The 24,701-nt window shown below is 68.1% G+C and carries 19 protein-coding genes; 5 read left to right on the top strand and 14 right to left on the bottom strand.

The window, feature by feature from the left end; translation table 11 throughout:
• Nucleotides 1-168: 168 nt before the first annotated feature.
• From ACH492_RS07070 to ACH492_RS07040, 7 genes are all read right to left on the bottom strand, one after another.
• The gene (locus ACH492_RS07070; RefSeq protein WP_398983671.1) at nt 169-1,326 is read right to left on the bottom strand and encodes an ABC transporter ATP-binding protein; all 1,158 of its coding nucleotides are present in this window, start codon (nt 1,324-1,326) and stop codon (nt 169-171) included.
• Complete coding sequence (locus ACH492_RS07065; RefSeq protein WP_398983669.1) at nt 1,319-2,377, bottom strand: ABC transporter ATP-binding protein; 1,059 nt, start codon at nt 2,375-2,377, stop codon at nt 1,319-1,321. Before ACH492_RS07065 ends, ACH492_RS07070 begins: the two co-directional genes overlap by 8 nt.
• Before the next feature lie 14 nt (nt 2,378-2,391).
• Nucleotides 2,392-3,345, bottom strand: coding sequence for an ABC transporter permease (locus ACH492_RS07060; RefSeq protein WP_398983667.1), 954 nt, complete (start codon nt 3,343-3,345; stop codon nt 2,392-2,394).
• Complete coding sequence (locus tag ACH492_RS07055) at nt 3,338-4,270, bottom strand: ABC transporter permease (protein WP_398983665.1); 933 nt, start codon at nt 4,268-4,270, stop codon at nt 3,338-3,340. The genes ACH492_RS07060 and ACH492_RS07055 overlap by 8 nt, the downstream gene beginning before the upstream one ends.
• Before the next feature lie 170 nt (nt 4,271-4,440).
• Nucleotides 4,441-6,078 carry an ABC transporter substrate-binding protein gene (locus tag ACH492_RS07050; protein WP_398983663.1) on the bottom strand — a complete coding sequence of 546 codons (1,638 nt, stop codon included), beginning with the start codon at nt 6,076-6,078 and terminating at the stop codon, nt 4,441-4,443.
• Between the two features lie 398 nt (nt 6,079-6,476).
• Nucleotides 6,477-8,351, bottom strand: coding sequence for a translational GTPase TypA (gene typA / locus ACH492_RS07045; protein ID WP_398983661.1), 1,875 nt, complete (start codon nt 8,349-8,351; stop codon nt 6,477-6,479).
• Between the two features lie 274 nt (nt 8,352-8,625).
• Complete coding sequence (locus ACH492_RS07040) at nt 8,626-10,779, bottom strand: ABC transporter family substrate-binding protein (RefSeq protein ID WP_398983659.1); 2,154 nt, start codon at nt 10,777-10,779, stop codon at nt 8,626-8,628.
• Between the two features lie 321 nt (nt 10,780-11,100).
• Between ACH492_RS07040 and ACH492_RS07035 the strand changes: the two genes are divergently transcribed.
• Genes ACH492_RS07035 through ACH492_RS07020 form a run of 4 tightly spaced genes read left to right on the top strand, consistent with a single transcriptional unit; the run spans nt 11,101 to nt 14,901 of the window.
• A complete protein-coding gene (locus ACH492_RS07035; protein ID WP_307661331.1) occupies nt 11,101-11,355 on the top strand; it encodes a hypothetical protein in 255 nt (84 codons plus the stop codon).
• Between the two features lie 9 nt (nt 11,356-11,364).
• Nucleotides 11,365-12,186, top strand: a complete 822-nt coding sequence (locus tag ACH492_RS07030; RefSeq protein ID WP_398983658.1) for a hypothetical protein — start codon at nt 11,365-11,367, stop codon at nt 12,184-12,186.
• A gap of 1 nt (nt 12,187) precedes the next feature.
• Entirely contained in the window at nt 12,188-14,128 is a 1,941-nt protein-coding gene (locus tag ACH492_RS07025; protein WP_398983656.1) for a fumarate reductase/succinate dehydrogenase flavoprotein subunit, read from the top strand.
• Entirely contained in the window at nt 14,125-14,901 is a 777-nt protein-coding gene (locus ACH492_RS07020; protein ID WP_398983654.1) for a succinate dehydrogenase/fumarate reductase iron-sulfur subunit, read from the top strand. Before ACH492_RS07025 ends, ACH492_RS07020 begins: the two co-directional genes overlap by 4 nt.
• Nucleotides 14,902-15,144: 243 nt before the next feature.
• Here ACH492_RS07020 and ACH492_RS07015 read toward each other — a convergent pair whose 3' ends face one another.
• The 5 genes from ACH492_RS07015 to ACH492_RS06995 form a co-directional block, all read right to left on the bottom strand.
• Nucleotides 15,145-17,679, bottom strand: a complete 2,535-nt coding sequence (locus ACH492_RS07015) for a SpoIIE family protein phosphatase (RefSeq protein ID WP_398983652.1) — start codon at nt 17,677-17,679, stop codon at nt 15,145-15,147.
• Between the two features lie 147 nt (nt 17,680-17,826).
• The gene (locus ACH492_RS07010; protein ID WP_398983650.1) at nt 17,827-18,243 is read right to left on the bottom strand and encodes an ATP-binding protein; all 417 of its coding nucleotides are present in this window, start codon (nt 18,241-18,243) and stop codon (nt 17,827-17,829) included.
• A 124-nt stretch (nt 18,244-18,367) separates the two neighbouring features.
• The gene (locus tag ACH492_RS07005) at nt 18,368-18,790 is read right to left on the bottom strand and encodes a (deoxy)nucleoside triphosphate pyrophosphohydrolase (RefSeq protein WP_398983649.1); all 423 of its coding nucleotides are present in this window, start codon (nt 18,788-18,790) and stop codon (nt 18,368-18,370) included.
• Between the two features lie 82 nt (nt 18,791-18,872).
• On the bottom strand, nt 18,873-19,052 hold the full coding sequence (locus ACH492_RS07000) for an SPOR domain-containing protein (RefSeq protein WP_398983647.1): 180 nt from the start codon (nt 19,050-19,052) through the stop codon (nt 18,873-18,875).
• A gap of 437 nt (nt 19,053-19,489) precedes the next feature.
• Nucleotides 19,490-20,242 carry a GntR family transcriptional regulator gene (locus tag ACH492_RS06995; RefSeq protein WP_398983645.1) on the bottom strand — a complete coding sequence of 251 codons (753 nt, stop codon included), beginning with the start codon at nt 20,240-20,242 and terminating at the stop codon, nt 19,490-19,492.
• A gap of 185 nt (nt 20,243-20,427) precedes the next feature.
• Between ACH492_RS06995 and ACH492_RS06990 the strand changes: the two genes are divergently transcribed.
• On the top strand, nt 20,428-21,762 hold the full coding sequence (locus tag ACH492_RS06990; protein WP_398983643.1) for a glycoside hydrolase family 18 protein: 1,335 nt from the start codon (nt 20,428-20,430) through the stop codon (nt 21,760-21,762).
• 48 nt (nt 21,763-21,810) lie between these two features.
• On the opposite strand, the gene ACH492_RS06985 is transcribed toward ACH492_RS06990, so the two are convergent.
• Both ACH492_RS06985 and ACH492_RS06980 read right to left on the bottom strand, forming a co-directional pair.
• The gene (locus tag ACH492_RS06985; protein WP_398983641.1) at nt 21,811-22,911 is read right to left on the bottom strand and encodes a DUF4190 domain-containing protein; all 1,101 of its coding nucleotides are present in this window, start codon (nt 22,909-22,911) and stop codon (nt 21,811-21,813) included.
• 141 nt (nt 22,912-23,052) lie between these two features.
• Nucleotides 23,053-24,627 (bottom strand): S8 family peptidase, encoded by a 1,575-nt coding sequence (locus tag ACH492_RS06980; RefSeq protein ID WP_398983639.1) that lies wholly within the window; start codon nt 24,625-24,627, stop codon nt 23,053-23,055.
• Nucleotides 24,628-24,701 lie beyond the last annotated feature (74 nt).

Genomic DNA, 24,701 nt, shown 5'->3' with positions numbered 1-24,701 from the left:
CACTTAGGCCCAAATATCACCTCACACGCCATCGCGCGCATATTCTCATCGCCCGTCCGGACGAGTTCTTATCGCCCGTCCGGACGAGCGGACGCAGTCGCGTACGACGACGGGGGCGTCCCGGGCCGATATGGGCCCGGGACGCCCCCGTTCACGTACTGCGCAGCACTACACCGCGTGGACGACGTCCTTCTCCTCGGCGAAGTGGCACGCGGACTCGTGCGCCGCCGGCGTGTCCGCGCCCTTGAAGCGCTCCGGGACCGCCAGCAGCGGGATCTCCTCGGCGCACTTGTCCTCCGCCTTCCAGCAACGGGTGCGGAAGCGGCAGCCGGACGGCGGGTTCGCCGGGGACGGCACGTCGCCGGTGAGAATGATCCGCTCGCGGCCCTCGCGGGCCTCCGGGTCGGGGACCGGGACCGCCGACAGCAGCGCCTGGGTATAGGGGTGCGTCGGGTGGTCGTAGATCTGCGTGTCCGTACCGATCTCGGCCATCTTGCCGAGGTACATCACGCCGACCCGGTCCGAGATGTGCCGGACGATCGACAGGTCGTGGGCGATGAAGATGTAGGAGAGGTTGAACTCGTCCTGCAGCTTCTCCATCAGGTTGATGACCTGCGCCTGGACGGAGACGTCCAGGGCCGAGACCGGCTCGTCGCAGATGATGATCTCCGGGTTGAGCGCCAGGCCGCGGGCGATGCCGATGCGCTGGCGCTGACCGCCCGAGAACTGGTGCGGGTACCGGTTGATGTACTCCGGGTTGAGGCCCACGACGTCCAGGAGCTCCTGGACCTTGCGGCGGCGGTCGCCCTTGGGTGCCACCTCCGGGTGGATGTCGAAGGGCTCCCCGATGATGTCGCCGACCGTCATACGGGGGTTCAGCGAGGTGTACGGGTCCTGGAACACCATCTGGATGTTGCGGCGTACGGCTTTGAGCGCACGGCCGGAGAGCCTGGTGATGTCCTGGCCCTTGTAGAACACCTCGCCGGCGGTCGCCGTCTCCAGCGTCATCAGCAGCTTGGCGACGGTGGACTTGCCACAGCCGGACTCGCCGACGATGCCGAGGGTCTCGCCCTGGTAGAGGTCGAAGGAGATCCCGTCCACGGCTTTGACCGCGCCGACCTTCTTCTTGAACAGGATGCCCTGGGTCAGCGGGAAGTGCTTGACCAGGTTGCGGACCTGAAGGATCGGCTCACCCTGCGAGACGGGCGCCTCGATGGCGGCCACCGCCTCGGCCTCGGTGGCGGCGTCGACCGTCTCGACGTCGGTGACGTTCGGGGTGGCGTCCACGGCGTCCGTCGGCTCGTCAGTCTTCTTGAGCTCAGCCATGGATCGTCTCCTTCCAGAAGTGGCACGCGCTGCCGCGGCCGACCAGTTCCGTGCCGTCCTGCTCGGTGACCGGAAGCAGTGCCGGGATCTCGGAGCGGCAGATGTCCTCCGCCTTGGTGCAGCGCGGGTTGAACGCACAACCGGACGGTACGCGCAGCAGGTTGGGCGGCAGGCCCTTGATGGCGAAGAGCTCCTGGCCCTTCTGGTCCAGGCGCGGAATGGAGTCGAGAAGGCCACGGGTGTACGGGTGCGCGGGGCGCTTGTACAGCTCGTGCACCGGGGCGGTCTCGACGATCCGGCCCGCGTACATGACCGCGATCTTGTCCGCGACGTCGGCGACGACGCCGAGGTCGTGGGTGATCAGGATCAGGCCCATGTTGTACTCGCGCTGCAACTCCGCGAGCAGTTCCATGACCTGGGCCTGGACGGTGACGTCCAGCGCGGTCGTGGGCTCGTCGGCGATGATCAGGTCCGGCTCCAGGGCGAGCGCCATCGCGATCATGATGCGCTGGCGCATACCGCCCGAGAACTGGTGCGGGTAGTCGTTGACCCTGGCCTTGGCGGCCGGGATCTTGACCTTGTCCATCAGCTCGATGGCCCTGGCCTTGGCGTCCTTCTTGGACAGGCCCTGGTGGACACGGAACATCTCGCCGAGCTGGTAGCCCACGGTGAGGACGGGGTTCAGCGAGGAGAGCGCGTCCTGGAAGATCATGGCGATCTTGCGGCCACGGATCTGCCGTCGCTCCTCGTAGGACATCTTGAGCATGTCCTCGCCGCGGAAGAAGATCTCGCCCTGCGGGATCTTGCCGGGCGGCATGTCGAGGATGCCCATGATCGCCTGCGCGGTCACGGACTTGCCGGAGCCGGACTCGCCGAGCACCGCGAGCGTCTCACCGGCGTTCACGCTGTAGTTGACGCCGTTGACCGCCTTGGCCACACCGTCACGGGTGTGGAACTCCACATGCAGGTCGCGGACTTCGAGCAGCGAGCCCTCGTAATCGTCGCCGTCGCGCGGGGCGGGGACAGACGCGGTCTTGTCGATGATGGTCATGTCTTACGCCCTCCTCAGCGCAGCTTGGGGTCGAGGGCGTTGCGCACGGCTTCGCCGAGCATGATGAACGCCAGAACGGTGATGCTCAGCATGATCGAGGGGTACAGCAGAATGTGCTGCGCCGTACGGATCTGCTGGACACCGGTGGAGATGTCGACGCCCCAGGAAACGATGGGCGAGGAGAGGCCCAGACCCAGGTACGACAGGGTCGCCTCGGCCGAGATGTAGCCACCGAGCGCGATGGTCGCGACGACAATGACCGGGGCCATGGCGTTCGGCAGAATGTGCCGGAACAGGATCCGGGTGGTGCCGGCGCCGAGGGCCTTGGCGGCCTGGACGTAGTCGGCCTGCTTGATGGTTATCACCGCTCCGCGCATGACGCGGGTGATCTGGGTCCAGCCGAGGAACGCGAGGGCGAAGACGACCACCCAGATGGTGCGCTCGGTGAAGGACTGCAGCACGACCATGGCACCGAGCAGGAACGGGATACCGAAGAAGATGTCGGTGACCCGGGAGAGGATCGCGTCCGTGATGCCGCCGAAGTAGCCGGCGATCATGCCCGTGATGCCGCCGACGATGGTGACGATCAGCGTGACGCAGATGCCGACGATGACGGAGGCACGGGTGCCGTGGATGAGGCGGGCGTACACGGAGCGGCCCTGGCCGTCATATCCGAGCCAACCCTCCGAGCCGACGCTGCCCAGGTCAGGCTTGCCGAGATAGTGATGCACCAGGTCGCCGACAGTGGGCGAGGCGCTGGTGAACAGGCTCGGGAAGGCCGTGATGACCAGCAGGAAGAAGATCAGGACTGACGCGACCAGGAAGTAGGGGTTGCGGCGGAGGTCCTGCCAGGCGTCTCCCCACAGGCTGCGCGCCTTGTCACGCTTCTGGGGCGCGGGCTCGGCGGCGGAGGGCGGCGCGATGGCGTCCTCGGTCGCGACAGCCGCGGTCTTGGTCACGTCAGGCATAACGGATCCTCGGGTCCAGGACCGCATACAGCAGGTCGATGAGCAGGCTGGTGGCGAGGTAGACGAGCACCAGGATGGTGACGAGGCCGACCAGGGTGGTGCCCTCACGTCGGCTGATCGACTCGTAGATGACGCCGCCGATGCCCTTGACGTTGAAGATGCCTTCGGTGACGACCGCGCCGCCCATCAGGGCGCCGACATCGGTGCCGAGGAAGGTGACGACGGGGATCATCGAGTTGCGCATCAGGTGGACACCGATGACCCGGCTCCTGGGCAGACCCTTGGCCACAGCCGTGCGCATGTAGTCGGCGCGCAGGTTCTCCGCCATCGAGGTGCGGGTGAGCCGGGCGACGTACGCGAGCGAGAGGCCGCCGAGCACGATGGCCGGCGCGATCAGCTCGGACCACTTCTGCTCGTTGCTGACGTTCGGCGCCATCCAGCCCAGCTCGAAGGCGAAGACCATCTTGATGATGAAGCCGAGGACGAAGACCGGGATCGAGATGATCAGCAGAGTGAAGATCAGGATCGCGTTGTCGGCGAGGCGACCGGCCCGCAGGCCGGCGATGACACCGAGGCCGATGCCGAAGATGAGCTCGAAGGCGAAGGCCAGCGCCGCGAGTTGCAGCGTGATGGGGAACGCGTCGCCCAGCACCTCGGTGACCGGCCGCCCGTTGCGGATCTGGTTACCGAAGTCGAAGTGCAGGACGATATTGGTCATGTAGTTCCAGTACTGCTCCCAGATCGGGAGGTCCAGCCCCAGTTCGTGTCTCTTCGCGGCGAGAGTCGCGGGGTCGACGCCCTTGTCGCCGAACAGACCCGCCACGGGGTCGCCAGGCAGGCTGTAGACCATGAAGAAGATCAGAAAGGTTGTCCCGAGGAATACCGGGATCATCTGGAGCAGTCGTCGTGCGACATAGCGCCCCATCATGCCTCCGTTGAGATGTGACAGCCGCAGCCGACGGGCCCTCCCCCGGCAACCGCGCCCCAATGGGTACGCGAATGTCGTGGAAGGGCCCCCCGGCCGCTGCGTAAGGCGCCGTTGCGGAGCTGGCGATTCGTCAGCCCCGCAACGGCTTTCGGACTACGCCTGGGCGATTACTTCTTGACCTCGACGCCGGTCAGGATCGGGTCACCGTCCTGGCCGTACTGCACGCCGGAGACCTTCTCCGAGTAGCCCGCGTTGACCTTGTAGTACCAGAGCGGGATCGACGGCATGTAGTTGACCAGGTCCTTCTCGATGGCCTGGAACTGCTTCACCGACTCGTCGAGCGTCGCGGCGCCGTCAGCAGCCGCGATCTTGGCGTCCAGCGCCTTGTTGGAGAAGTCACCCTGGTTGCCCGCCGCGCCCGTACGGAACAGGTCGCTGATGAAGTTGGAGTTGACGGGGTAGTCCAGCACCCAGCCGGAGCGGTAGATCGACTTGACCTGCTTGCTCTTACGAGCGGTCAGGTCGGCCTGGAAGTCCGGCTTGCTGTCACCGGTGCACTTGACACCGGTGGCCTGGGTGATGCTGTTGCAGACCGCGTCGACCCACTCCTTGTGGCCGCCGTCGGCGTTGAACTGGATGAAGATCTCGTTCTTCGGGACGCCGCCGCCGGCCTTGATGAGCTCCTTGGCCTTGGCGGGGTCGAACTTGGTGACGTCGCCCGCGGCGTTGTCCTGGTAGCCCACGACGCCCTTGGCGACCCAGCCCGTGGCCGGCTCACGCGTACCCTGCAGCACCGTCTTGGTGATGGTGGCGCGGTCGATGGCCATGGACAGACCCTGGACGACCTTCGGGTCGACCTGCTTCGGCTTCTTCCACTGGTCCGCGTAGAAGGCGATGGCCAGCGTCTGGATCGCGGAGTACGCCTGGTCGACGGCGCGGTCGCCGAGGTCGGCGCGGTAGACCGGGAGGTCCTTCGGGCCGATCTGACGCAGGACGTCGACGTTGCCGGACTTCAGGTCCTCGTAGGCGGCCTCGAGGGTGGTGTAGTTCTTGAAGAGCACACCACCGTTCTTCGCCTTGTTCGGACCCTTGTAGGCGTCGTAACGGACGATCTTGATCTGCTTCTTGTGGTCCCAGCTGTCGAACTTGTAGGGACCGTTGCCGACCGGCTTCTCGCCCGCAGCCTTCGGGTTCGCGTAGAAGGACGCGGGCAGCGGCGCGAAGACGATGTAGGCAAGCTTGTGACCGAAGGCCGGGACCGCACTCTTCAGCTCGATGGTGAAGGTGCTGTCGTCGACGACCTTCAGGCCCTCCATGGCCTTGGCGGTCGGCTTGGCGCCTTCCTTCTCCGGGTGCAGGGCGTCGAAGCCCTTGATGTCCGCGAACCAGGAGGACAGCCCCTGGGCGTTGGTGATGTTGGCGTTCCAGTTCCACGCGTCCACATAGGACTTGGCGGTCACCGGGGTGCCGTCGTGGAAGGTCCAGCCCTTCTTGAGCTTGACGGTCCACGTCTTGGAGTCGGTGGTCTCCACCGACTCGGCGTTGATCATCTCCAGCGAGCCGTCGGCCTTGTAGTCGACCAGGGTCGAGAACAGACCGGCCATGACGGCGGAGCCGTTGGACTCCATCGTGTCGCCGGTGTGCAGGAGCTTCTCCGGCTCACCCAGCTCGATGGAGAAAATCCCGTTGGGGTCCACTTCACCCTTGGCGTCGGAGCCGCTGTCGCCACCGCCACCACAGGCGGTCGCTGCCAGAGCGACGACTATCGCACCCGCTACCCACTTGGCGCTCTTGGCACCGCGCATGGGTTCCTCCTCATGAGTCCACTTGTCACTGCAAGAAGGGCACATCTACGCGCGCTGACACCCCTGACAGCGAACACGTCAAGTACCCCGAGTGTGCTCGTGAGTCGGCGCTCCCCACAGCGCGTGACCCATTGACCCGAGCTCAATGGAGCCAACTATTAAGTACGCCCGAGCCGTAAACCACACTTAAAGGGTCTCGTTTTGACAACATCGCCGGACCCTCGCAGCCCGAAATCCGGACAAAGCGAGCACAGACAGACACCCGCGAAACGGACCGTTAACACATGTTCCGGAGAGCGCTAGCCGATATGCGGACACTCGGGCCACGAAAACGAGTTGACTAACGGTCCGGCCCCCCGCAAGTTTCCGCGGGGGGCCGGACCGTCACTGATGATGCGTCAGTTGCGCTTGGCGCGGGAGGCCGTGCGGCCGCGCTCCTTCTGGTCCAGGACGACCTTGCGGATACGCACGGTCTCCGGGGTCACCTCGATGCACTCGTCCTCGCGGCAGAACTCCAGGGACTGCTCCAGCGACAGCTTCCGGGCGGGCACCACGTTCTCGGTGGTGTCCGCGGACGCGGCACGCATGTTGGTGAGCTTCTTCTCCTTGGTGATGTTCACATCCATGTCGTCGGCGCGGGAGTTCTCGCCGACGATCATGCCCTCGTACACCTCGGTGCCCGCCTCGGTGAAGATGACACCGCGCTCCTGGAGGTTGACCATCGCGAACGGCGTGACCGAGCCCGAGCGGTCGGCGACCAGGGAACCGTTGTGACGGGTGCGCAGCTCGCCGAACCAGGGCTCGTGGCCCTCGAAGATGGAGTGCGCGATGCCCGTACCGCGGGTCTGGGTGAGGAACTCCGTACGGAAGCCGATGAGTCCGCGGGACGGGACGATCCACTCCATGCGGACCCAGCCCGAGCCGTGGTTGGTCATCGTCTCCATGCGGCCCTTGCGGGTGGCCATCAGCTGGGTGATGGCGCCGAGGTGCTCCTCGGGCGAGTCGATCGTCATGCGCTCGATCGGCTCGTGGACCTTGCCGTTGATCTCCTTGGTGACCACCTCGGGCTTGCCGACGGTCAGCTCGAAGCCCTCACGGCGCATCTGCTCGACCAGAATGGCCAGCGCGAGCTCGCCTCGTCCCTGGACCTCCCATGCGTCGGGACGCTCGGTGTCCAGGACGCGGAGCGAGACGTTACCGATCAGCTCACGGTCCAGACGGTCCTTCACCTGGCGGGCGGTGACCTTGTGGCCCTTGCCGCCCTTGCCGACCAGCGGCGAGGTGTTCGTACCGATGGTCATGGAGATGGCGGGCTCGTCGACCGTGATCAGCGGGAGCGCGATCGGGTTCTCGGGGTCGGCGAGGGTCTCACCGATCATGATGTCCGGGATACCGGCGATGGCGCAGATGTCGCCCGGGCCTGCCTTCTCGGCCGGCTTGCGGGTGAGCGCCTCCGTCATCATCAGCTCGGTGATCCGGACGTTGGACATGGTGCCGTCGCGCTTGATCCACGTGACGGTCTGGCCCTTCTTCAGCTCTCCCTGCTCTACGCGGCACAGCGCGATACGGCCCAGGAAGTTGTCGGCGTCCAGGTTGGTGACGTGGGCCTGGAGCGGCGCGGCCTCGTCGTACTCCGGGGCCGGGACGTGCTCGAGGATCGTGTTGAAGAACGGCTCGAGGTTCTCGCTGTCGGCCGGGACGGTGCCGTCCTCCGGCTTGGTCAGCGAGGCGACGCCGTCACGGGCGCAGGCGTAGACGATGGGGAACTCGATCTGCTCCTCGTCCGCGTCCAGGTCCAGGAAGAGGTCGTACGTCTCGTTGACGACCTCGTCGATCCGGGAGTCCGGGCGGTCCGTCTTGTTGATGCAGAGAATGACGGGCATCCGGGCCTGGAGAGCCTTGCGGAGCACGAAACGGGTCTGCGGCAGCGGGCCCTCGGAGGCGTCGACAAGCAGAACGACCGCGTCCACCATCGACAGACCGCGCTCCACCTCGCCGCCGAAGTCGGCGTGACCGGGGGTGTCGATGATGTTGATGGTGATCGGGGCCCCGCCGGCCTTGGGGTGGTACTTGACGGCGGTGTTCTTCGCCAGGATCGTGATGCCCTTCTCACGCTCCAGGTCGTTCGAGTCCATCATGCGGTCGTCGAGGTGCTCGGCGGCGTGCGCGGCGAACGCGCCGGCCTGCTTCAGCATGGCGTCGACCAAGGTGGTCTTGCCGTGGTCGACGTGGGCGACGATGGCAACGTTACGGATGTCGTGGCGCGTGGGCATGCTGACTAGCGCTTCTCTCGATCGTGGGATCAGGCGTCTGACGGTCGTAGCCTCGTCCGCCCGCCGGGCGGACACGCCACGGCTAGTCCTATGGTACGGGGCCGCCGCGCCGGGGGCTTCCCGGCCCGATCGGGAGAAGGATCGTGGAGCACTGGGGTGTACTGAATCGTGCAGTGGAGCGGGGTCGAAAGCCCGGGTCAAGGGTGATCACGATCTTGCCCGCCGACGACGCCGGCGGGCAAGGGACTTGAGCCAGTTCTGAGGTTCTGACCTGCTACTTCTTAGTAGCTTTGGCAGCCTTTTGCTTCTTGAAGCCGATGTCCTGGTAGCGGGGTGCGGCGAAGCCGAAGGCGCCCGCGTTGGCCACCTGGGTCTTGGCCGCGACCAGCTCGGGTCGCTGGTAGAGCGGGATGGATCCGGCCGCGGCCCAGATCCGGGCGTCGGCCCTGCGCACCAGGTCACGGGCGGCGTCCTCGTCCAGCTCCGCGGCCGCCTGATCGAAGAGCTGGTCGATGTGGTCGGAGCCGACCCGGGTGTAGTTCTGCTCCACCAGCAGTGAGCCGTCGGTGGCGGGCACGGGCTTGGCGAAGATCGGGCGGGCGTCGGTCGCCGGGTAGGCGGTGGCGGGCCAGGAGTACAGCGCCAGGTCGTAGTCGCCCGATGCGATGTGGTCCTTGAAGTAGCTGTCGTCGGCGACCTTGGTGATCTCGGTGCGCACGCCGATGCGGGCCAGCATCTGCGCGATCTTGTCGCCCACAGTGCGCAGCGCCTCTGAGCCATGGCCAGAGGGGAGGACGAAGCGCAGGGTGAGCGGCTTGCCGTCCTTGCCGATCGGGCCGCCCGCCCGGGCGGGGGCGGCCGTGCCGCGCGGCGCATACGCTCCGGCGAGGCCGCCCTGCTTCTCTGCGGCGTTCGTCCGGGGCCTGGTCGCGGGGTCGTCGTCGAGGGCCTCGGCCTGGCGTTGCAGGGCCCTGCCCTGGCGGGCCGCGGCGGGGGCGGGCGCGAGGACATACGTACCGCTGCTGCCGGACTCGGGGCCGCGGCCGCCGCTCGCGGGTTTGTCGTCGCCGACGATGTAGAGCCCCTCGTCGGAAGCCTTGTCGTCCTTCTTGTTCGCCTCGGTCTTCTTCGCCTCGGTCGGGCCGGGTGACGGCTTCTTGTCGCCCTTGACCTCGCCGCCCGCCTTGGCCGGGTCGGGCTTCATACGCGCTCCGGCGCGCGTCCAGCCGGCGTCGGCCAGCAGCGCCTGCGCCTCCTGGGTGTTCTGCTCACCGAGCGCTGCGCTGTTGTCGGCGTACGCCCGCTGCCCGGCCAGTGCCAGATGGCTGCCGGGCGGGGTGGCGGGCAGGCCGAGTGGGGTGAGTACGGTCTCGGCCAGCTCCTGGCGGTTCAGCGCGCGGGCCACAGCGCGGCGCACCCGGTCGTCGGCGAGCGGTCCCTTCTCGCCGTTCAGCGCGAGCTGGGTGTACACGGGCTCCAGCGACTTGCGGACCACATAGCCGTGGGCGAGCGGCTGACCGCCTGTGCTCTTCTTCTCCCCCGCCGCGGGGGCGATCCCGTCCGCGGTGCCGCGGTCGACCTCAGCGAGATCGAGGCTGCCCGCGGTGATCGCGGCGGCGCGCTGGTCGCGCGGCACGGCGGTCAGCACCAGCCGCTCCAGCTTTGCCCGCTCCCCCCACCAGCGGGGGTTGCGTACGAGAGTGGTCGTGCCCGCCGCGCGGTCGACGGATTTCAGCTGGAACGGGCCGGCCATCACCTTGAGCATGCTGCGGGCCCCGTCGTTGAAGGAGGCCGGGGTGCCGGTGACCTCCCTCGGGTAGAGCGGGGTGAAGAGAGACCGCCAGTCCGCGTACGGCTTCTTGAAGGTGATCTTGACCTCGAGGCCGTTGGCGCCGCGCTCGATCTTCTCGATCCGCTCATAGCCGGCGTTGCGCGCGGTCCAGTACGCGGAGTCCTTGCCGCTCAGCGCGCGCCACTGGGAGACGAAGTCGGCCGCGTCGATCTCCCGGCCGTCGCTCCACACCGCCTCCTGGTTGAGCTTGTAGAGCACGACCTGCTTGGGCTCGCGCTTGACGACCTCGGCGGACTCCACGTAGTCGGGGTTGCGCTGCGGACGGCCGCTCCGGTCGAGGATGAAGAGGGAGGGGAGCACGGCCCCGGCGATACGCGTCGTGGCGGCGTCCGCGTCGGCCTGGAAGGCGTTGAGCGTGGTGGGCAGGGCGTCGATCGCCCAGCGCAGCGTCCCTCCGTCGGCGACCAGATCGCGCCCGGCGGCCGCGATGTCCTGGGCCGCGGCCTTGCCGGTGTCGGGCTCACCCGAGCTGCAGCCGGACAGTACGGGCAGAGCGAGCACCCCGCTGGTGAGCAGCGCGACAGAGCGGAGCGTGCGGGAGCATGCCCTCCCGCGTGGCGCGTCGACCTTGGACATGGCTTGTACCTCTTCGTCCAATTTTGCGGAATTTGGAGATGATCACACCGATTCCCGTCCACTGAAGTGGAAGGAGCGCGGCAGGTGGCGGCGACACGGCGCGACCAGACCCAAGGTCACCCGTGCGGCCCAACGCAGAACGGGGCAGAGTGCAACTTAAAGGGAGAAAATGGGGGTAGTGATATCCGAACCACAAGGGGCGCGCTGAAAGCGCATGCGCCGGGAATCCCTGTACGTCCCCTTCACAAGCGGGGACGTGACGCGCGACACTCGCAGGCGCATGAGCCATGCCACCGCACCCTGCGGAAGTGAGGGCAAGTCATGTCCCAGCAGGAAGACCTGATGGTGATTCAGCGACGCCTCGACGAGCTGGTCCAGCGTGTCGGAGAGCTGGAGCGGACCGTCGATCAGCTGCGAGGCGCCGGCCCGGCCACGACTGCCGAGCCGATCACACCGGGCACGAAGACACCGGGCCGCCCCGAGCTGGTCACCATTCCCGACGTCCCGTACAACAACGCGCTGTGGACGGATTCGGACGACGAGGGCCTGGGCGTCCGAGACCGGCACGCTCCCTAGGAGACCTCGTTGGCCACAGGTACTGAACCACCACAAGTCAATACGGGCGTGCACGGTGCCACGCGCGCCGCCATCGGACCGCGCCATCTGCGCACCGACCGCTGGTGGCTGTCGCCCGCCCTGACCGCCGGCGGACTGCTCGCCTTCGTCGTCTACTCGACCTGGCGGGCCTTCGCCAACGCCGACTACTACGCAGCGCCGTATGTCTCGCCGTTCTACTCGCCCTGTCTCGCGGAGAACTGCGAGCCGATGCGGAACGGCCCCAACTGGGAGATCTTCGGCAGCTGGTGGGGCCTGTCCCCGGCCCTGCTGATCCTGATCTTCCCGCTCGGCTTCCGGCTGACCTGCTACTACTACCGCAAGGCCTACTACCGGGGCTTCTGGGCCTCGCCCCCGGCCTGCGCGGTCGCCGAGCCGCACACGAAGTACACCGGCGAGACCCGCTTCCCGCTGATCCTGCAGAACATCCACCGGTACTTCTTCTACGCGGCGATTCCGGTCGCCGGGATCCTCACGTACGACACCGTGCTCGCCTTCCGCGACGAGCACTACGAGTGGGGCCATATGGGCCTCGGCACCCTCGTCTTCCTGGTCAACATCGTGCTGATCTGGGCGTACACCCTCTCCTGCCACTCCTGTCGGCACATCATCGGCGGCCGGCTGAAGCACTTCTCCAGACACCCGGTGCGCTACCGCCTGTGGGGCTGGGTCGGCAAGCTGAATGAGCGCCACATGCTGCTCGCATGGACCTCGCTGTTCAGCGTCGCGCTCGCCGACTTCTACGTCTTTCTCGTCGCGTCCGGTGCCTTCGACGATCCGAGGTTGTTCTGACATGACGCAACTCGAACGACAGCAGTGGGACGTCGTGGTGGTGGGCGCGGGCGGCGCGGGCCTGCGGGCCGCCATCGAAGCGCGCGAGCGGGGCGCACGCACGGCGGTCATCTGCAAGTCCCTCTTCGGCAAGGCCCACACCGTGATGGCCGAGGGCGGCATCGCGGCCTCCATGGGCAATGTGAACCCCGGGGACAGCTGGGAGGTGCACTTCCGCGACACCATGCGCGGCGGGAAGTTCCTCAACCAGTGGCGGATGGCGGAGCTGCACGCGCGTGAGGCGCCCGACCGGGTCTGGGAGCTGGAGACCTGGGGGGCGCTTTTCGACCGCACGGCCGACGGGAAGATCTCTCAGCGCAACTTCGGCGGGCACGAGTACCCGCGGCTCGCGCACGTCGGCGACCGGACCGGCCTGGAGCTGATCCGTACGCTCCAGCAGAAGATCGTCTCGCTTCAGCAGGAGGACAAGGAAGAATTCGGCGACTACGAAGCCCGGTTGAAGATCTTCCAGGAGTGCACGGTCACCCGCGTACTCAAGGATGGCGACAGGGTCTCCGGGACCTTCTGCTACGAGCGCGAGTCCGGGCGCTTCTTCGTTCTCGAAGCGCCGTCCGTGGTGCTGTCCACCGGCGGCATCGGCAAGTCGTTCAAGGTGACGTCCAATTCGTGGGAGTACACCGGCGACGGGCACGCGCTGGCGCTGCTCGCGGGCGCACCGCTGCTCAACATGGAGTTTGTGCAGTTCCATCCGACCGGGATGGTCTGGCCGCCTTCGGTGAAGGGGATCCTCGTCACCGAATCGGTGCGCGGCGACGGCGGTGTGCTGCGCAACTCCGAGGGCAAGCGGTTCATGTTCGACTACGTCCCCGATGTCTTCAAGGAGAAGTACGCACAGTCGGAGGAGGAGGGCGACCGCTGGTACGAGGACCCGGACAACAACCGGCGTCCTCCGGAACTGCTGCCGCGCGACGAGGTGGCCCGTGCCATCAACTCCGAGGTCAAGGCCGGCCGCGGCTCCCCGCACGGCGGCGTGTTCCTGGATGTCTCGACCCGGATGCCGGCCGAGGTCATCCGGCGCCGGCTGCCGTCGATGTACCACCAGTTCAAGGAGCTGGCGGACGTCGACATCACGGCGGAGGCGATGGAGGTCGGACCGACCTGTCACTACGTGATGGGCGGCATCGCCGTCGCGTCCGACACCGCGGCCGCGGTCGGGGTTCCCGGCCTGTTCGCGGCGGGCGAGGTCGCCGGCGGGATGCACGGCTCCAACCGCCTCGGCGGGAATTCGTTGTCCGACCTGCTGGTCTTCGGTCGGCGGGCGGGTCTGCACGCGGCCGGGTACGCGCAGGGGCTCAGCGACCGCCCGGCGGTGGAGGACGGGCAGATCGACGAAGCCGCGGCTGAGGCGCTGCGTCCGTTCAGCGCCGAGGGACCGCAGCCGGGCGAGGAGAACGGGAAGCCGCCGGAGAATCCGTACACCCTCCACCAGGAGCTCCAGCAGACGATGAACGACCTGGTCGGCATCATCCGGCGCGGGGCCGAGATGGAGCAGGCACTGGAGAAGCTGGCGGGTCTGCGGGTACGGGCGCGGCGCGCCGGGGTCGAGGGGCACCGGCAGTTCAACCCCGGCTGGCACCTCGCGCTGGACCTGCGGAACATGCTGCTGGTCAGCGAGTGCATCGCGCGGGCGGCGCTGGAGCGCACGGAGAGCCGCGGCGGGCACACCCGCGAGGACTGTCCGACCATGGAGCGCGAGTGGCGGCGGGCCAACCTGCTGTGCCAACTCGTCGACCCCACCGGCGGCTTGGCGGCCACCGACCCCGTGCGCGGCCAGATCGCGCTCGTACGCAAGACGACCGATCCCATCCGTCCCGACTTGCTTGCCCTCTTCGAGAAGGAGGAGCTGGTCAAGTACCTCGCCGAAGAGGAGCTCTACGAGTGAGCAGCTACACAGCGGCCTTCAGGGTCTGGCGCGGTGACGCGGACGGCGGGGAGCTGGAGGACTTCGCCGTCGAGGTCAATGACGGGGAAGTCGTCCTCGACATCATCCACCGCCTCCAGGCCACCCAGGCATCCGATCTCGCGGTCCGCTGGAACTGCAAGGCGGGCAAGTGCGGTTCGTGCAGCGCGGAGATCAACGGCCGGCCGCGGCTGTTGTGCATGACCCGGATGTCGGTCTTCTCGCGCGAGGAGACGATCACGGTGACACCGCTGCGGGCGTTCCCGGTGGTGCGGGACCTGGTGACGGATGTGTCCTTCAACTACACGAAGGCGCGCGAGGTGCCCTCGTTCGTGCCCCCGCAGGGGTTGCGGGCGGGCGAGTACCGGATGCAGCAGATGGATGTGGACCGCTCGCAGGAGTTCCGCAAGTGCATCGAGTGCTTCCTTTGCCAGGACACCTGCCATGTGGTGCGCGACCACGAGGAGAACAAGGCGGCGTTCGCCGGTCCTCGCTTTCTGATGCGGGTGGCGGAGCTGGACATGCACCCGCTGGACGCGGCCGCCGAGGTGGGCCTGGACCGCAAGAAGGCCGCCCAGGACGAGCACGGTCTGGGCTACTGCAACATCACAAAGTGCTGCACGGAGGTGTGCCCCGAGGGCATCAAGATCACCGACAATGCACTGATCCCGCTGAAGGAGCGCGCGGTGGACCGGAAGTACGACCCGCTGGTGTGGCTGGGCAACAAGATCAGGCGGCGTGACGCGGAGGATTAGCGGCTCAGGCAGGACCGCCCCACCCGCGAGTGAGTGGAGGGCGGGCGGGGGGTCGATCTGGTGCGCGGCGATGGACAGCGGCATCTTGCGGGCCCGCGTCGGCTCGCGCGGGGCGGGCCCGGCAGTTTCGGCGGCGGGAGGACCCACGGCCGGATGAGCGACGGCCGTTGGCTCAAGCAGGCGTCGGTGGCGCGCCGCCCGGCCCGGACCCTTCGGCCCGGGCCGCCGGCCTTCCTGGGGGCCTCAGAACATGCTGAGCAACTGCTCGACCGTGGGCTCGGACGTCGAGTCCCCGTCGGGCAGGGCGAGTTCGAACCAGACCGTCTTGCCGCGCGGGGTCCGGCGCGAGCCCCAGGCCGCGCTGAGCAGGCCGACCAGTTGCAGTCCGCGGCCACCCTCGTCGGTGTCGCGCGCCCGTCGTCTTCTCGGCTGGACCAGCCCCGAGTCCCACACCTCGCAGACCAGGGTGCGGTCGCGCAGCAGGCGCAGCCGGATCTCGCCCTCGCCGTACCGCAGCGCGTTGGTGACCAGCTCGCTGACCAGCAGCTCGACCGTGTCGACGAGCGCTTCGAGGTTCCAGGCGACCAGCTGGGCCCGGGCGAGTTCGCGGGCCCTGCCCACCGAGCGGGGCTCGCGCGGCAGCCGCCAGTCGCCGACGGCATCGACGGGCAGTCCCTGGATGCGGGCCATCAAGAGCGCGATGTCGTCCTCGCCGTGCCGGGTGTCGAGGGTGTTCAGCACATGGTCACAGACGTCTTCGAGGGGACGTACTGGATCGGTGAGCGCGGTGCGGAAGGCGCGCAGCCCCTCGTCGAGGGGGTGGTCACGGGATTCGACGAGCCCGTCGGTGTAGAGCGCGAGCAGCGCCCCTTCCGGGAGCTCGACCTCGACCTCTTCGAAGGGCTCGCCGCCCACCCCGAGCGGCATCCCCGGCGGCACGTCGAGCAGCAGCGCCTCCTCGCCCGGTTCGACGAGCACAGGCGGCAGATGGCCGGCGTTGGCGAAGGTGCAGCGACGGGTGACCGGGTCGTAGACGGCGTAGACGCAGGTGGCGAGATAGACCTCGGAGAGGTCGGCCTCGCGGGATTTGTGGGCGACGCGCGAGGCCTGCTGCGCCCCGCTCGGGCTGCCGAGGCCGCGGGCGATCTCGTCGAGCGCGGAGAGCACTTCGGCCGGCTCCAGGTCCAGCAGGGCCAAGGTCCTTACGGCCGTGCGCAGTTCACCCATGGCGACCGCGGCCCGCAGCCCTCGCCCCATCACATCGCCCACCACCAGGGCGGTGCGGTGGCCCGGCAGTTCGATGACGTCGAACCAGTCTCCGCCCACCTCGGTGGCCGTATTGCCCGGGAGATAGCGGCAGGCGATGTCCAGGCCGGCGGCCTCCGGGTCTCCGGGCGGGAGCAGACTGCGCTGGAGGATCAGCGCGCGCTCGTGTTCCCTGCGGTAGAGCCGGGCGTTGTCGATGCAGACGGCGGCGCGGGCGGCGAGCTCGACGGCGAGCGCCCGGTCCCGTTCCCCGAAGGGCTCGCTGCCCTTCGTACGGGAGAACTGCACCAGGCCGACGACGGTGTCGTGCGCGACCATCGGCACCGCGAACGTGGACTGGACGAGGGTGCCGTCCTCACCCGGGATCGACTGGACCCGGGCGGTGCGCAGGGCGCTGGCGCAGGGCGAGTTGAAGGGATAGTGGTGGACCTCGCCGACCGCGGTGGGGATGCTTGCGTTGTGGCCGCAGCCCGGAGTGGTGACCAGTGGCGCGTCCGAGACGGCGCTGGCGAAGGCGACCCGGCGCAGCTCGGCGCTGCCGTCCGCACTGCCGGGGGGAGCCTCGTCACCGGTGAGGAGTCCTTGATAGAGGTCGACCGATGCGAGGTCACAGAAGCCGGGGACGGCGACGTCGAGGAGTTCGCGGGCGGTGGTTTCCAGATCGAGGGAGTTGCCGATGCGGGCGCTCGCCTCATTGAGGAGGGCAAGGTTGCGGCGGGCGCTGGCGGCCTCGCGGGCGGCGTTTTGACGACGGGTCACGTCGGTGCCGATTCCGGCCACGCCGATGGCGCGGCCGGATCCGCTGTGCACCCGGTAGAGGTTGATCGACCAGTGCCTGCGTTCCGTGCTGCCCGGCGGCGCCCCGACGATCTGGAGGTCGATGGCGGATTCGCCGGTCTCCAGGACCCGGCGCAGCGATGCGTTCATCCGCTCGGCCTCGGGGCGGGAGAGATAGTCGTGGACGGTGCGTCCGCGGTGGTCTTCGGCGGCGCCCCCGAAGACGGTGGCGAAGCGCTGGTTGGCGCGCTGGACGGTGAGGTCCGTGCCGAACAGGAGGAAGCCGAAAGGAGATTGGCCGAAAATCGCCTGCGAGGCGGCGAGATCAGTCTCGATCCGGCGCAGTGCACGGACGTCCACGACGATACAGAGCGCAGCCTTGTCGCCACTCTCCGTCTCACTCGGCATCACATAGACCTCGGCGACGCCGTGCGCTCCGCGCTGCCTGGGCATGCGGAAGGGGACCAGGCCGGTCCACTCCTTGCCGTCAAGGATCTCGGCCACATGACGGCGGCCGCGCGGGCGCAGATCGGCGGGCATGAAGACCTCGACCGGGTCCTTGCCCCTGACCTCGTCTGCGGTGATACCGAAGAGATCTACGGCACGCTGACTCCACTGGTCGACCAGCCCGTCCGGACCGATCGAGAAAGAGGCAACCTTGATGTAGTCATAGATCGAGCCAGGCGGGCTGCTCTGCCATACGACACCGCTCGCCGTCTCAGGTATTTCGCTCACGCGACCGTCCCCTCCAGCTCACCGCACCGGACCGGCCATGACCGCAGTATTCAGCACTACGGCCCCGACCGACACGGCGTTCACGATCACAGCACGGTCTCGTTCATTTTGAGCCGGGCCTCGCGTGATCGTTGTCCCCTCACACTTCTAACCAGTGACGGGCAGCTCGAACCACACGGTCTTACCGGTCCTCCCACGCCGGGTGCCCCATCGGCGGGCAGTACAAGCCACCAGTTGCAGCCCGCGTCCACCCTCGTCGTCGGGCTCCGCGGCGCGTTCGGTGGGGGGATCCGGAAGCGGGTCGGAGACTTCGACAAGCAGGCTGGGGGCGGTCTGGTCGAGCCCGGGGCGGACCAGCCGGACCCCGATCGGACCCGATGCATACCGTAGAGAATTGGTCACCAGCTCGCTGACCAGGAGCTCGGTGACATCACCAATGACCTGGTCCAGCCCCCAGGCGCGCAGGGTGTCACGCACGGCGTGCCGGGCGGTACCCACGGCGCCGAGCTCGGCAGGAAAGGTCCACTCGGCGACTTCGCCTTCGGTGTCGATCACACCGCTCACTTCCCAGACCGGCAGCAGACACGCGCCCTATTTAGAGCGGTTAATCAGCACATACCCGATATTCGGGGCGAGGTATCGCGGCGAGGGCAGCAATGGGCGCACCGTGGCACGAACGGCGTATGCGTCAGTCGCGCGCGCCGTCCCGTTCGCCTTCCCGCAGCAGTCGCGCGGCCTCGGCCACGGCGGGCAGGTCCTGATCGAGCCAGTCGACGGCATCGGTCTCGTGCGGAGCCAGCCAGCGCAGCGCGTCGTGGTCCTCAAGCGGTTGCGGCTCCCCGGAGAGCAGCCGAGCCGTCCACACCTGGAGTACGTAGCCGGGCTTCAGCACCCACTCGCCGGGGATCCGCGCCAACGGCTCCGTCTCGACGCCCAGCTCCTCGCGCAGCTCGCGCACCAGCGCCTGCTCGGGGCTCTCCCCCGGCTCCAGCTTGCCGCCGGGCAGTTCCCAGCGGCCGGCGAGCTCTTCGGGGGCGCTGCGGCGAGCGGCAAGCAGCCGCCCCCGGTCGAAGACGGCCCCGGCCACCACCACTACGTGACGCTCATTCATGCGCCGGAGCGTACTTCGCGCCCGCCTGCGGCCCGCCCGGCACGGTCGGGTCAGTCGGCCGCCGCGCGTCGGCGCCGGACGGCTAGTGCGTCGTCTGCCCGATGCGCTCGACCCAGTACAGCTGCTTGTGTTCGCGGCCGTCGAGCGTGTCCGCGATCTGCTGCGCCTCGTCCCTGGTGGCGTATCTGCCAACGCGATAGCGATTGCCGTTGTCGTCCTGCCGTATGACGAGCCAGGGCAGCACAGCGGCACTGTCGTTCATCGCGCCCCTCCCTCGGCCGGCCTGCAGGTCTGTAACGATCGCCAGGAAACCGCACTACGCATATGCCCGAGCCTACGCCTGACCTTCACTCAGCGGATACGGATTTACACAAAGAGATAAGAAGAGGAGCGCACCCGTCTGGATGCACCCCTTCTGGCTGGTTCCAGCCCCTCTACGCGCCGGACGACGGCGCCTCCGGTACGACCTCCGGCACGACCGCCGACCCGGCCTTCGCCACGGCCTTCGGCATCGTCGGCACCGGCATCAGCACCGGGCCCGACTCCGGGTCCGGGTGCGGGTGCGGGGGGGCGCGTACGGACCGGAAGGCAGGAGCCGGACATGACAGCGCGTCGCAGCGGGCGATTGCCCGGGCGTTACGGGACGCGAGCGGTCGTCAACTCGTGATCACGGGGGCGGACGCACTGTTCGCGGACCGGTCACTTCACCGGAAGGTGGTATGCGATCCGGTAGCGGTCCGCCGGGACGACGACGTCCGCCGTCTCGACCGGCCGCCCCGATGCGTAGTAGGTCCGCTCAACGACCATCACCACATGGCCCGGTACGCCGCCGAGGGCCAAAAGCTCCTCCGCAAGCCCCGGCCGGGCGCCGACCTCCTCCGCGACGTTGTCCACGACGACGTCGATGGCGGCCATCCGCTCGACGACGCCGCAGCCGCCGAGCGGGCCCTCCTCCGGCAGCATCACGGGGGTGCGCCCGGTGACTTCGATCGGCTCCCAGGAGGTGGAGAGCATCATCGCCTCGCCCCCGTCGCGGAACACATAGCGCGTACGCATCACCCGGTCGCCGAGCTGAATGCCGAGCCGGGACGCGATCTCCGGGCCCGCCTCCTCCTGTTCGCTGCTCGATTCCCAGGTGCCCCGGGCCCCCTCCTCGGCCTGCTCCTGACGAAAGGGGCTGGCGCCCGTCGGCGGTCGGTAGCCGGAGCGGGCGATCCGGCGCGGGACCGGCCGCTCGCGGACATACGTGCCCGAGCCCGAGCGGCCCTCGACCAGACCCTCTGCCATCAGGACCTTGCGGGCTTCCAGGGCGACGGTGTCCGAGACTCCGTACTCCTCGCGGATGCGGGCCTGCGAGGGAAGTCGGGTGTGCGGCGGCAGCGAGCCGTTGACGATCTGCTGTCGGAGATCGCTCGCAACGCGCAGATAGGCGGGCTGCTCACCGAATGTCACGGGCCACTCCCAACAGGTTGACAGACAGCAACAGACTGGCAACCGTGGGTTGTTGACCGCAAGCGTGGGCCATAGTTTCACTCGAAGTGATGACTTGCGTTTAAGCAGGCTCTTACCGCAGGTATGGCCATCGATTCGAGTCGAACCATTGACCCGCAATGGTCCAGACCAATACGTTGCTGACCATGCGTCGAAACTGCCGAAGATCCCTTGCCAGGGCAGCCGTTGCCGCCTTCTCCCTCTCCCTCCTCGCCACCCTCGCGCCCGCCGCCACCGCCACCCCCGGGCACGGCCAGCACCAAAAGCACTCGTACAAGCGCGTCGGATACTTCACCCAGTGGGGCGTCTACGGCCGGGACTTCCAGGTCAAGGACATGGACACCAGCAGCCAGGCGGCCAGGCTCACCCACATCAACTACGCCTTCGGGAACGTGAGTTCCGACGGCAAGTGCTTCACCGGCAGCGTCCCCGGCGAGGCGGACGCCTGGGCCGACTACGCCCGCCCGCTGGACGCCGCCGACTCGGTGGACGGTGTGGCCGACACCGCCGAGCAGCCGCTCGCGGGCAACTTCAACCAGCTGCGCGAGCTCAAGGCCAAGCACCCCGGCCTCAAAGTGCTGATCTCCCTGGGCGGCTGGAGCTGGTCCACCCACTTCTCCGACGCGTCCCGCACCCCCGCGTCCCGCAAGGCGTTCGTCTCCTCCTGCATCGACCTCTACATCAAGGGCAATCTGCCCGTCGACGGAGCCCGCGGCGGCGCGGGCGCGGCGGCCGGGCTCTTCGACGGCGTCGACCTCGACTGGGAGTGGCCGGGCTCGGCGGGCGACACGGACACCGTGTACCGGCCCGAGGACAAGCAGAACTTCACCGCGCTGGTACGGGAGTTCAGGACGCAGCTCGACACACTCGGGAAGAAGGGGCGCAAGCACTACGAGCTGACCGCCTTCGTCCCGACCGCCCCCGCCAAGATCGACGCGGGCTTCGAGGTCCGCAAGATCATGCGCGACCTCGACTTCGTCAACCTCCAGGGCTACGACTTCCATGTCTCGGGCGAGAAGACCACCGCCCAGCAGTCCGCGCTGTACGCACGCGGCGACTTCAGCGTCGACCAGACCGTCCGCGACTGGCAGCGCCGCGGCGCGCCCGCCCGCAAGCTGGTGATGGGCATGCCCTTCTACGGACAGGGCTGGACGGGCGTGACCGGCGGCGGCGACGGCCTGGGCCGGCCTGCGACAGCGCCGGCGCCCGCGACCTGGGCGGCCGGTTACGAGGACTACAAGGCTCTCAAGAAGCTGGCGGACTCGGGGACGTACACACTCCACCGGGACCGGCGCGGCGGCCACGCCTGGCTCTTCGACGGCACCACCCTGTGGACGTACGACGATCCGCAGGTGCTGCGCGCCAAGACCTCGTACATCCGTGAACACGGTCTGGGCGGCGCGATGTTCTGGTCCCTGGACGGGGACACCGCGGACGGCGAGCTGATGACCGCCGTCGACCGCGGGCTCTCGCGCCGCTAGCAGCCGGGCGGGGTACCCGGACGAGTCCGGTGCCTGGGCTGTCGGGGCTCAGGCGCCGGACGCTGTCGTGGCCTCGTCCGCGGGCCCCTCGGTGGACTCCTGCGTGGACTCTTCGGCCGGCGGGGCGGTTTCCAGGCCGAGCGTGCGGCGGACCGAGATCTCGGTGCTCCCCGTGAGCGCGTCCTCGCCCTCGTAGCCGTGGTCCCAGAAGGTGTCCTCGTCCTGCGCGAGGGCAGCCTTGTCCCAGTGGGCGCGTGCCCGGTCGTACTCCTTCGCCCGCGCCTGTGCCCCTCCCGCCGCGGCTGCCGGCCAGCGGTGCTCGCGCAGGTTCTTCGCCTGTGCGGCGAGCGCGAGGGAGGTCTTCTTGGCCCAGCCCCGGTACCCCTCGGGGTCGTCGGTGAATCCCCCGTCCGGGTCGGCCACATGGACAGCCGACTCTGCCTTCAGATAAGCGAGTTGGTGCGGGTCGAGTGTGGTGGCATCGCGCCGTACCGAGCCTTGGATCTTGGCACCGTCGGTGGCGAATGCACAGGTCACGGCATCGTCACCGAGCCGCCAGCTCTGCTTGGTCGGCAGGTAGTAGTACGTCTCGGTCCCCTTCGGCACCGCCCACGGGTCCAGTGCGTACGCGTCGTTGATCTCCTGGCAGCGCTCGTAGGCGAGCTCGTCGAGGCGGCTCTCGCCGGGATAGGAGTCATAGCCGCGGACCTGGAAGCCGCCGGAGACCTCCGCCTCGTGCTTGTCCGCGCAGTCCACCACAGCGACGTCCGTTGTCTCCTGCTCCTGAACGCCGCTGCCGGGGAGGTTGAAACAGTCGCCCTTGCGCAGATCCAGGGTGCTGCGCGAGCGGGCGGCCTCGTCCATGCCCTTGCGGAACCCGTCCCAGGCCTCGCCGATCCCGCCGTTGGCAACCACGACGAGCAGCAGCGCCGTACTGATCGAGGAGAGAGCGATGCCCGCGATCGCCATGCCCTTCCCGCGCTCTCCCCTCTTCTTGATCTGAGAGAGGGCTGTCAGCCCGAGGACCAGGCCGAGCGGCGGCACACAGCAGACGATCCCGACGACGAGGGAGGCGATGGAGAGGCCGTTCACGGACGGCCTGGGGGCGTACTGCGGATATGGCTGCCAGCCCTGGGTGGATGGGTCCACAACTACGGCGCTCCTCATGGAGATCGTACGAACAGGCGCGCGGATCATACGCCCACGCAGACGGGAGGGGGCGGCCGCCGTGGCGACCGCCCCCTCCGTCTCACTCAGAGTTCAGAACTGCACAGCTCAGAACCGCACAGCTCAGAACTGAAGCGCCCAGGAGTCGATCTTGCCGACGTCCTGTGCCGCGTTGTCGCTGACCCGCAGCTTCCACGTGCCGTTCGCGACCTCGGACGAGGCGTTGACCGTGTACGTGGTGTTGATGTTGTCCGTGCTGCCGCCGGAGCCGTACGCCTTCAGCGTGTACGCGGTGCCGTCCGGCGCGATCAGCTGGACCTGGAGGTCACCGATGTACGTGTGCTGGATGGCAACGGGCACCTGCAGGGCGGCCGGAGCGTTCCCGGTGACGCCACTGACGGTGATCGGCGACTCGGCGGTGGCGAAGTCTCTGATCGTGAAGTCCGCGGTGTTCTCGAACTTCTTGCCGGGCGGCTGGGTGTCACCGCTGCCGATGAACAGCAGGCGGTTCGGCGAACCGGTGCCCGGGTTGCTCACCGCGCCGCTCGTCGCGGCGGTGGTCAGAGCCGTGGAGACCTGAGCCGGGGTCGCGGTCTTGTTGGCCGCGAGGTAGAGCGCCGCCGCGCCCGCGACGTGCGGGGTCGCCATCGACGTGCCGGAGATCGTGTTCGTCGCCGAGTCGCTGGTGTTCCAGGACGAGGTGATTGACGAGCCCGGGGCGAAGATGTCCAGCACGCTGCCGAAGTTGGAGAAGCTGGAGCGGGCGTCGGTGCTGGTCGTGGAGCCGACGGTGATGGCCTCCGCGACGCGCGCGGGCGAGTAGTTGGAGGCGTTGGAGCTGTCGTTGCCCGCCGCGACCGCGTAGGTGACGCCGGAGGCGATGGAGTTGCGCACCGCCGTGTCGAGAGCGGTGTCGATGCCGCCGCCCAGGCTCATGTTGGCGACCGCCGGCTTGACGGCGTTCTGCGTCACCCAGTCGATGCCGGCGACGACCTGCGCGGTCGTGCCCGAGCCCTGGTTGTTGAGCACGCGGACGCCGACGACCTTGGCCTTCTTGGCCACGCCGTAGGACGAACCGGCGACGGTGCCGGCCACATGCGTGCCGTGGCCGTTGCCGTCCTGCGCGGTGTTGTCGTTGTCGATGGCGTCATAGCCGTACGACGCCCGGCCGCCGAAGTCGCTGTGGGTGATCCGTACACCGGTGTCGATGATGTACGCGGTCACACCCTCACCCGCGGTGTCCGGGTAGGTGTAACTCTGGTTCAGCGGGAGGGTCCTCTGGTCGATCCGGTCCAGGCCCCAGGACGGTGGGTTCGGCTGGGTGCCGGTCGCCTTGAAGACACGGTTCTGCACGACGGACGCTACGTCCGGGTCCGCGGCGAACTTCTTCGCCTGCGCCTCGGAGAGCTCGACGGCGTAGCCGTTCAGCGCGGCTTCGTACGTCTTCTTGATCTTCGCACCGTACTCGGCCGCGAGCGCCTTGCCTGCCTTGGAGTCCGCTTCGGGCGCCGACTCGTCGAGGGTGACGATGTAGCTGCCCTTGATGACTCCGGGTGCGCCGGCGTTCTGAATGACGCCTTCACGGGCCGTCTCGGCCGCGGTGGCCGTGAGGGCGGAAGTCGCGCCGAGCGAGAGCGCGGTGGCGGCTATCGCAGTGGCCGCGGCAAGTCTTCGACGCGAATTACGCATCACTGACATGTGAGGGGTCCTCCTCATTGGTGGTGCGCTTCTGTGGGGGATACCGGCAGGCCCATGACAATGCCTGACAGTTG

This window comes from Streptomyces sp. NPDC019443 (assembly GCF_044389785.1).
Lineage (GTDB): Bacteria > Actinomycetota > Actinomycetes > Streptomycetales > Streptomycetaceae > Streptomyces.
This window is presented reverse-complemented; position numbering and strand designations above follow the sequence as displayed.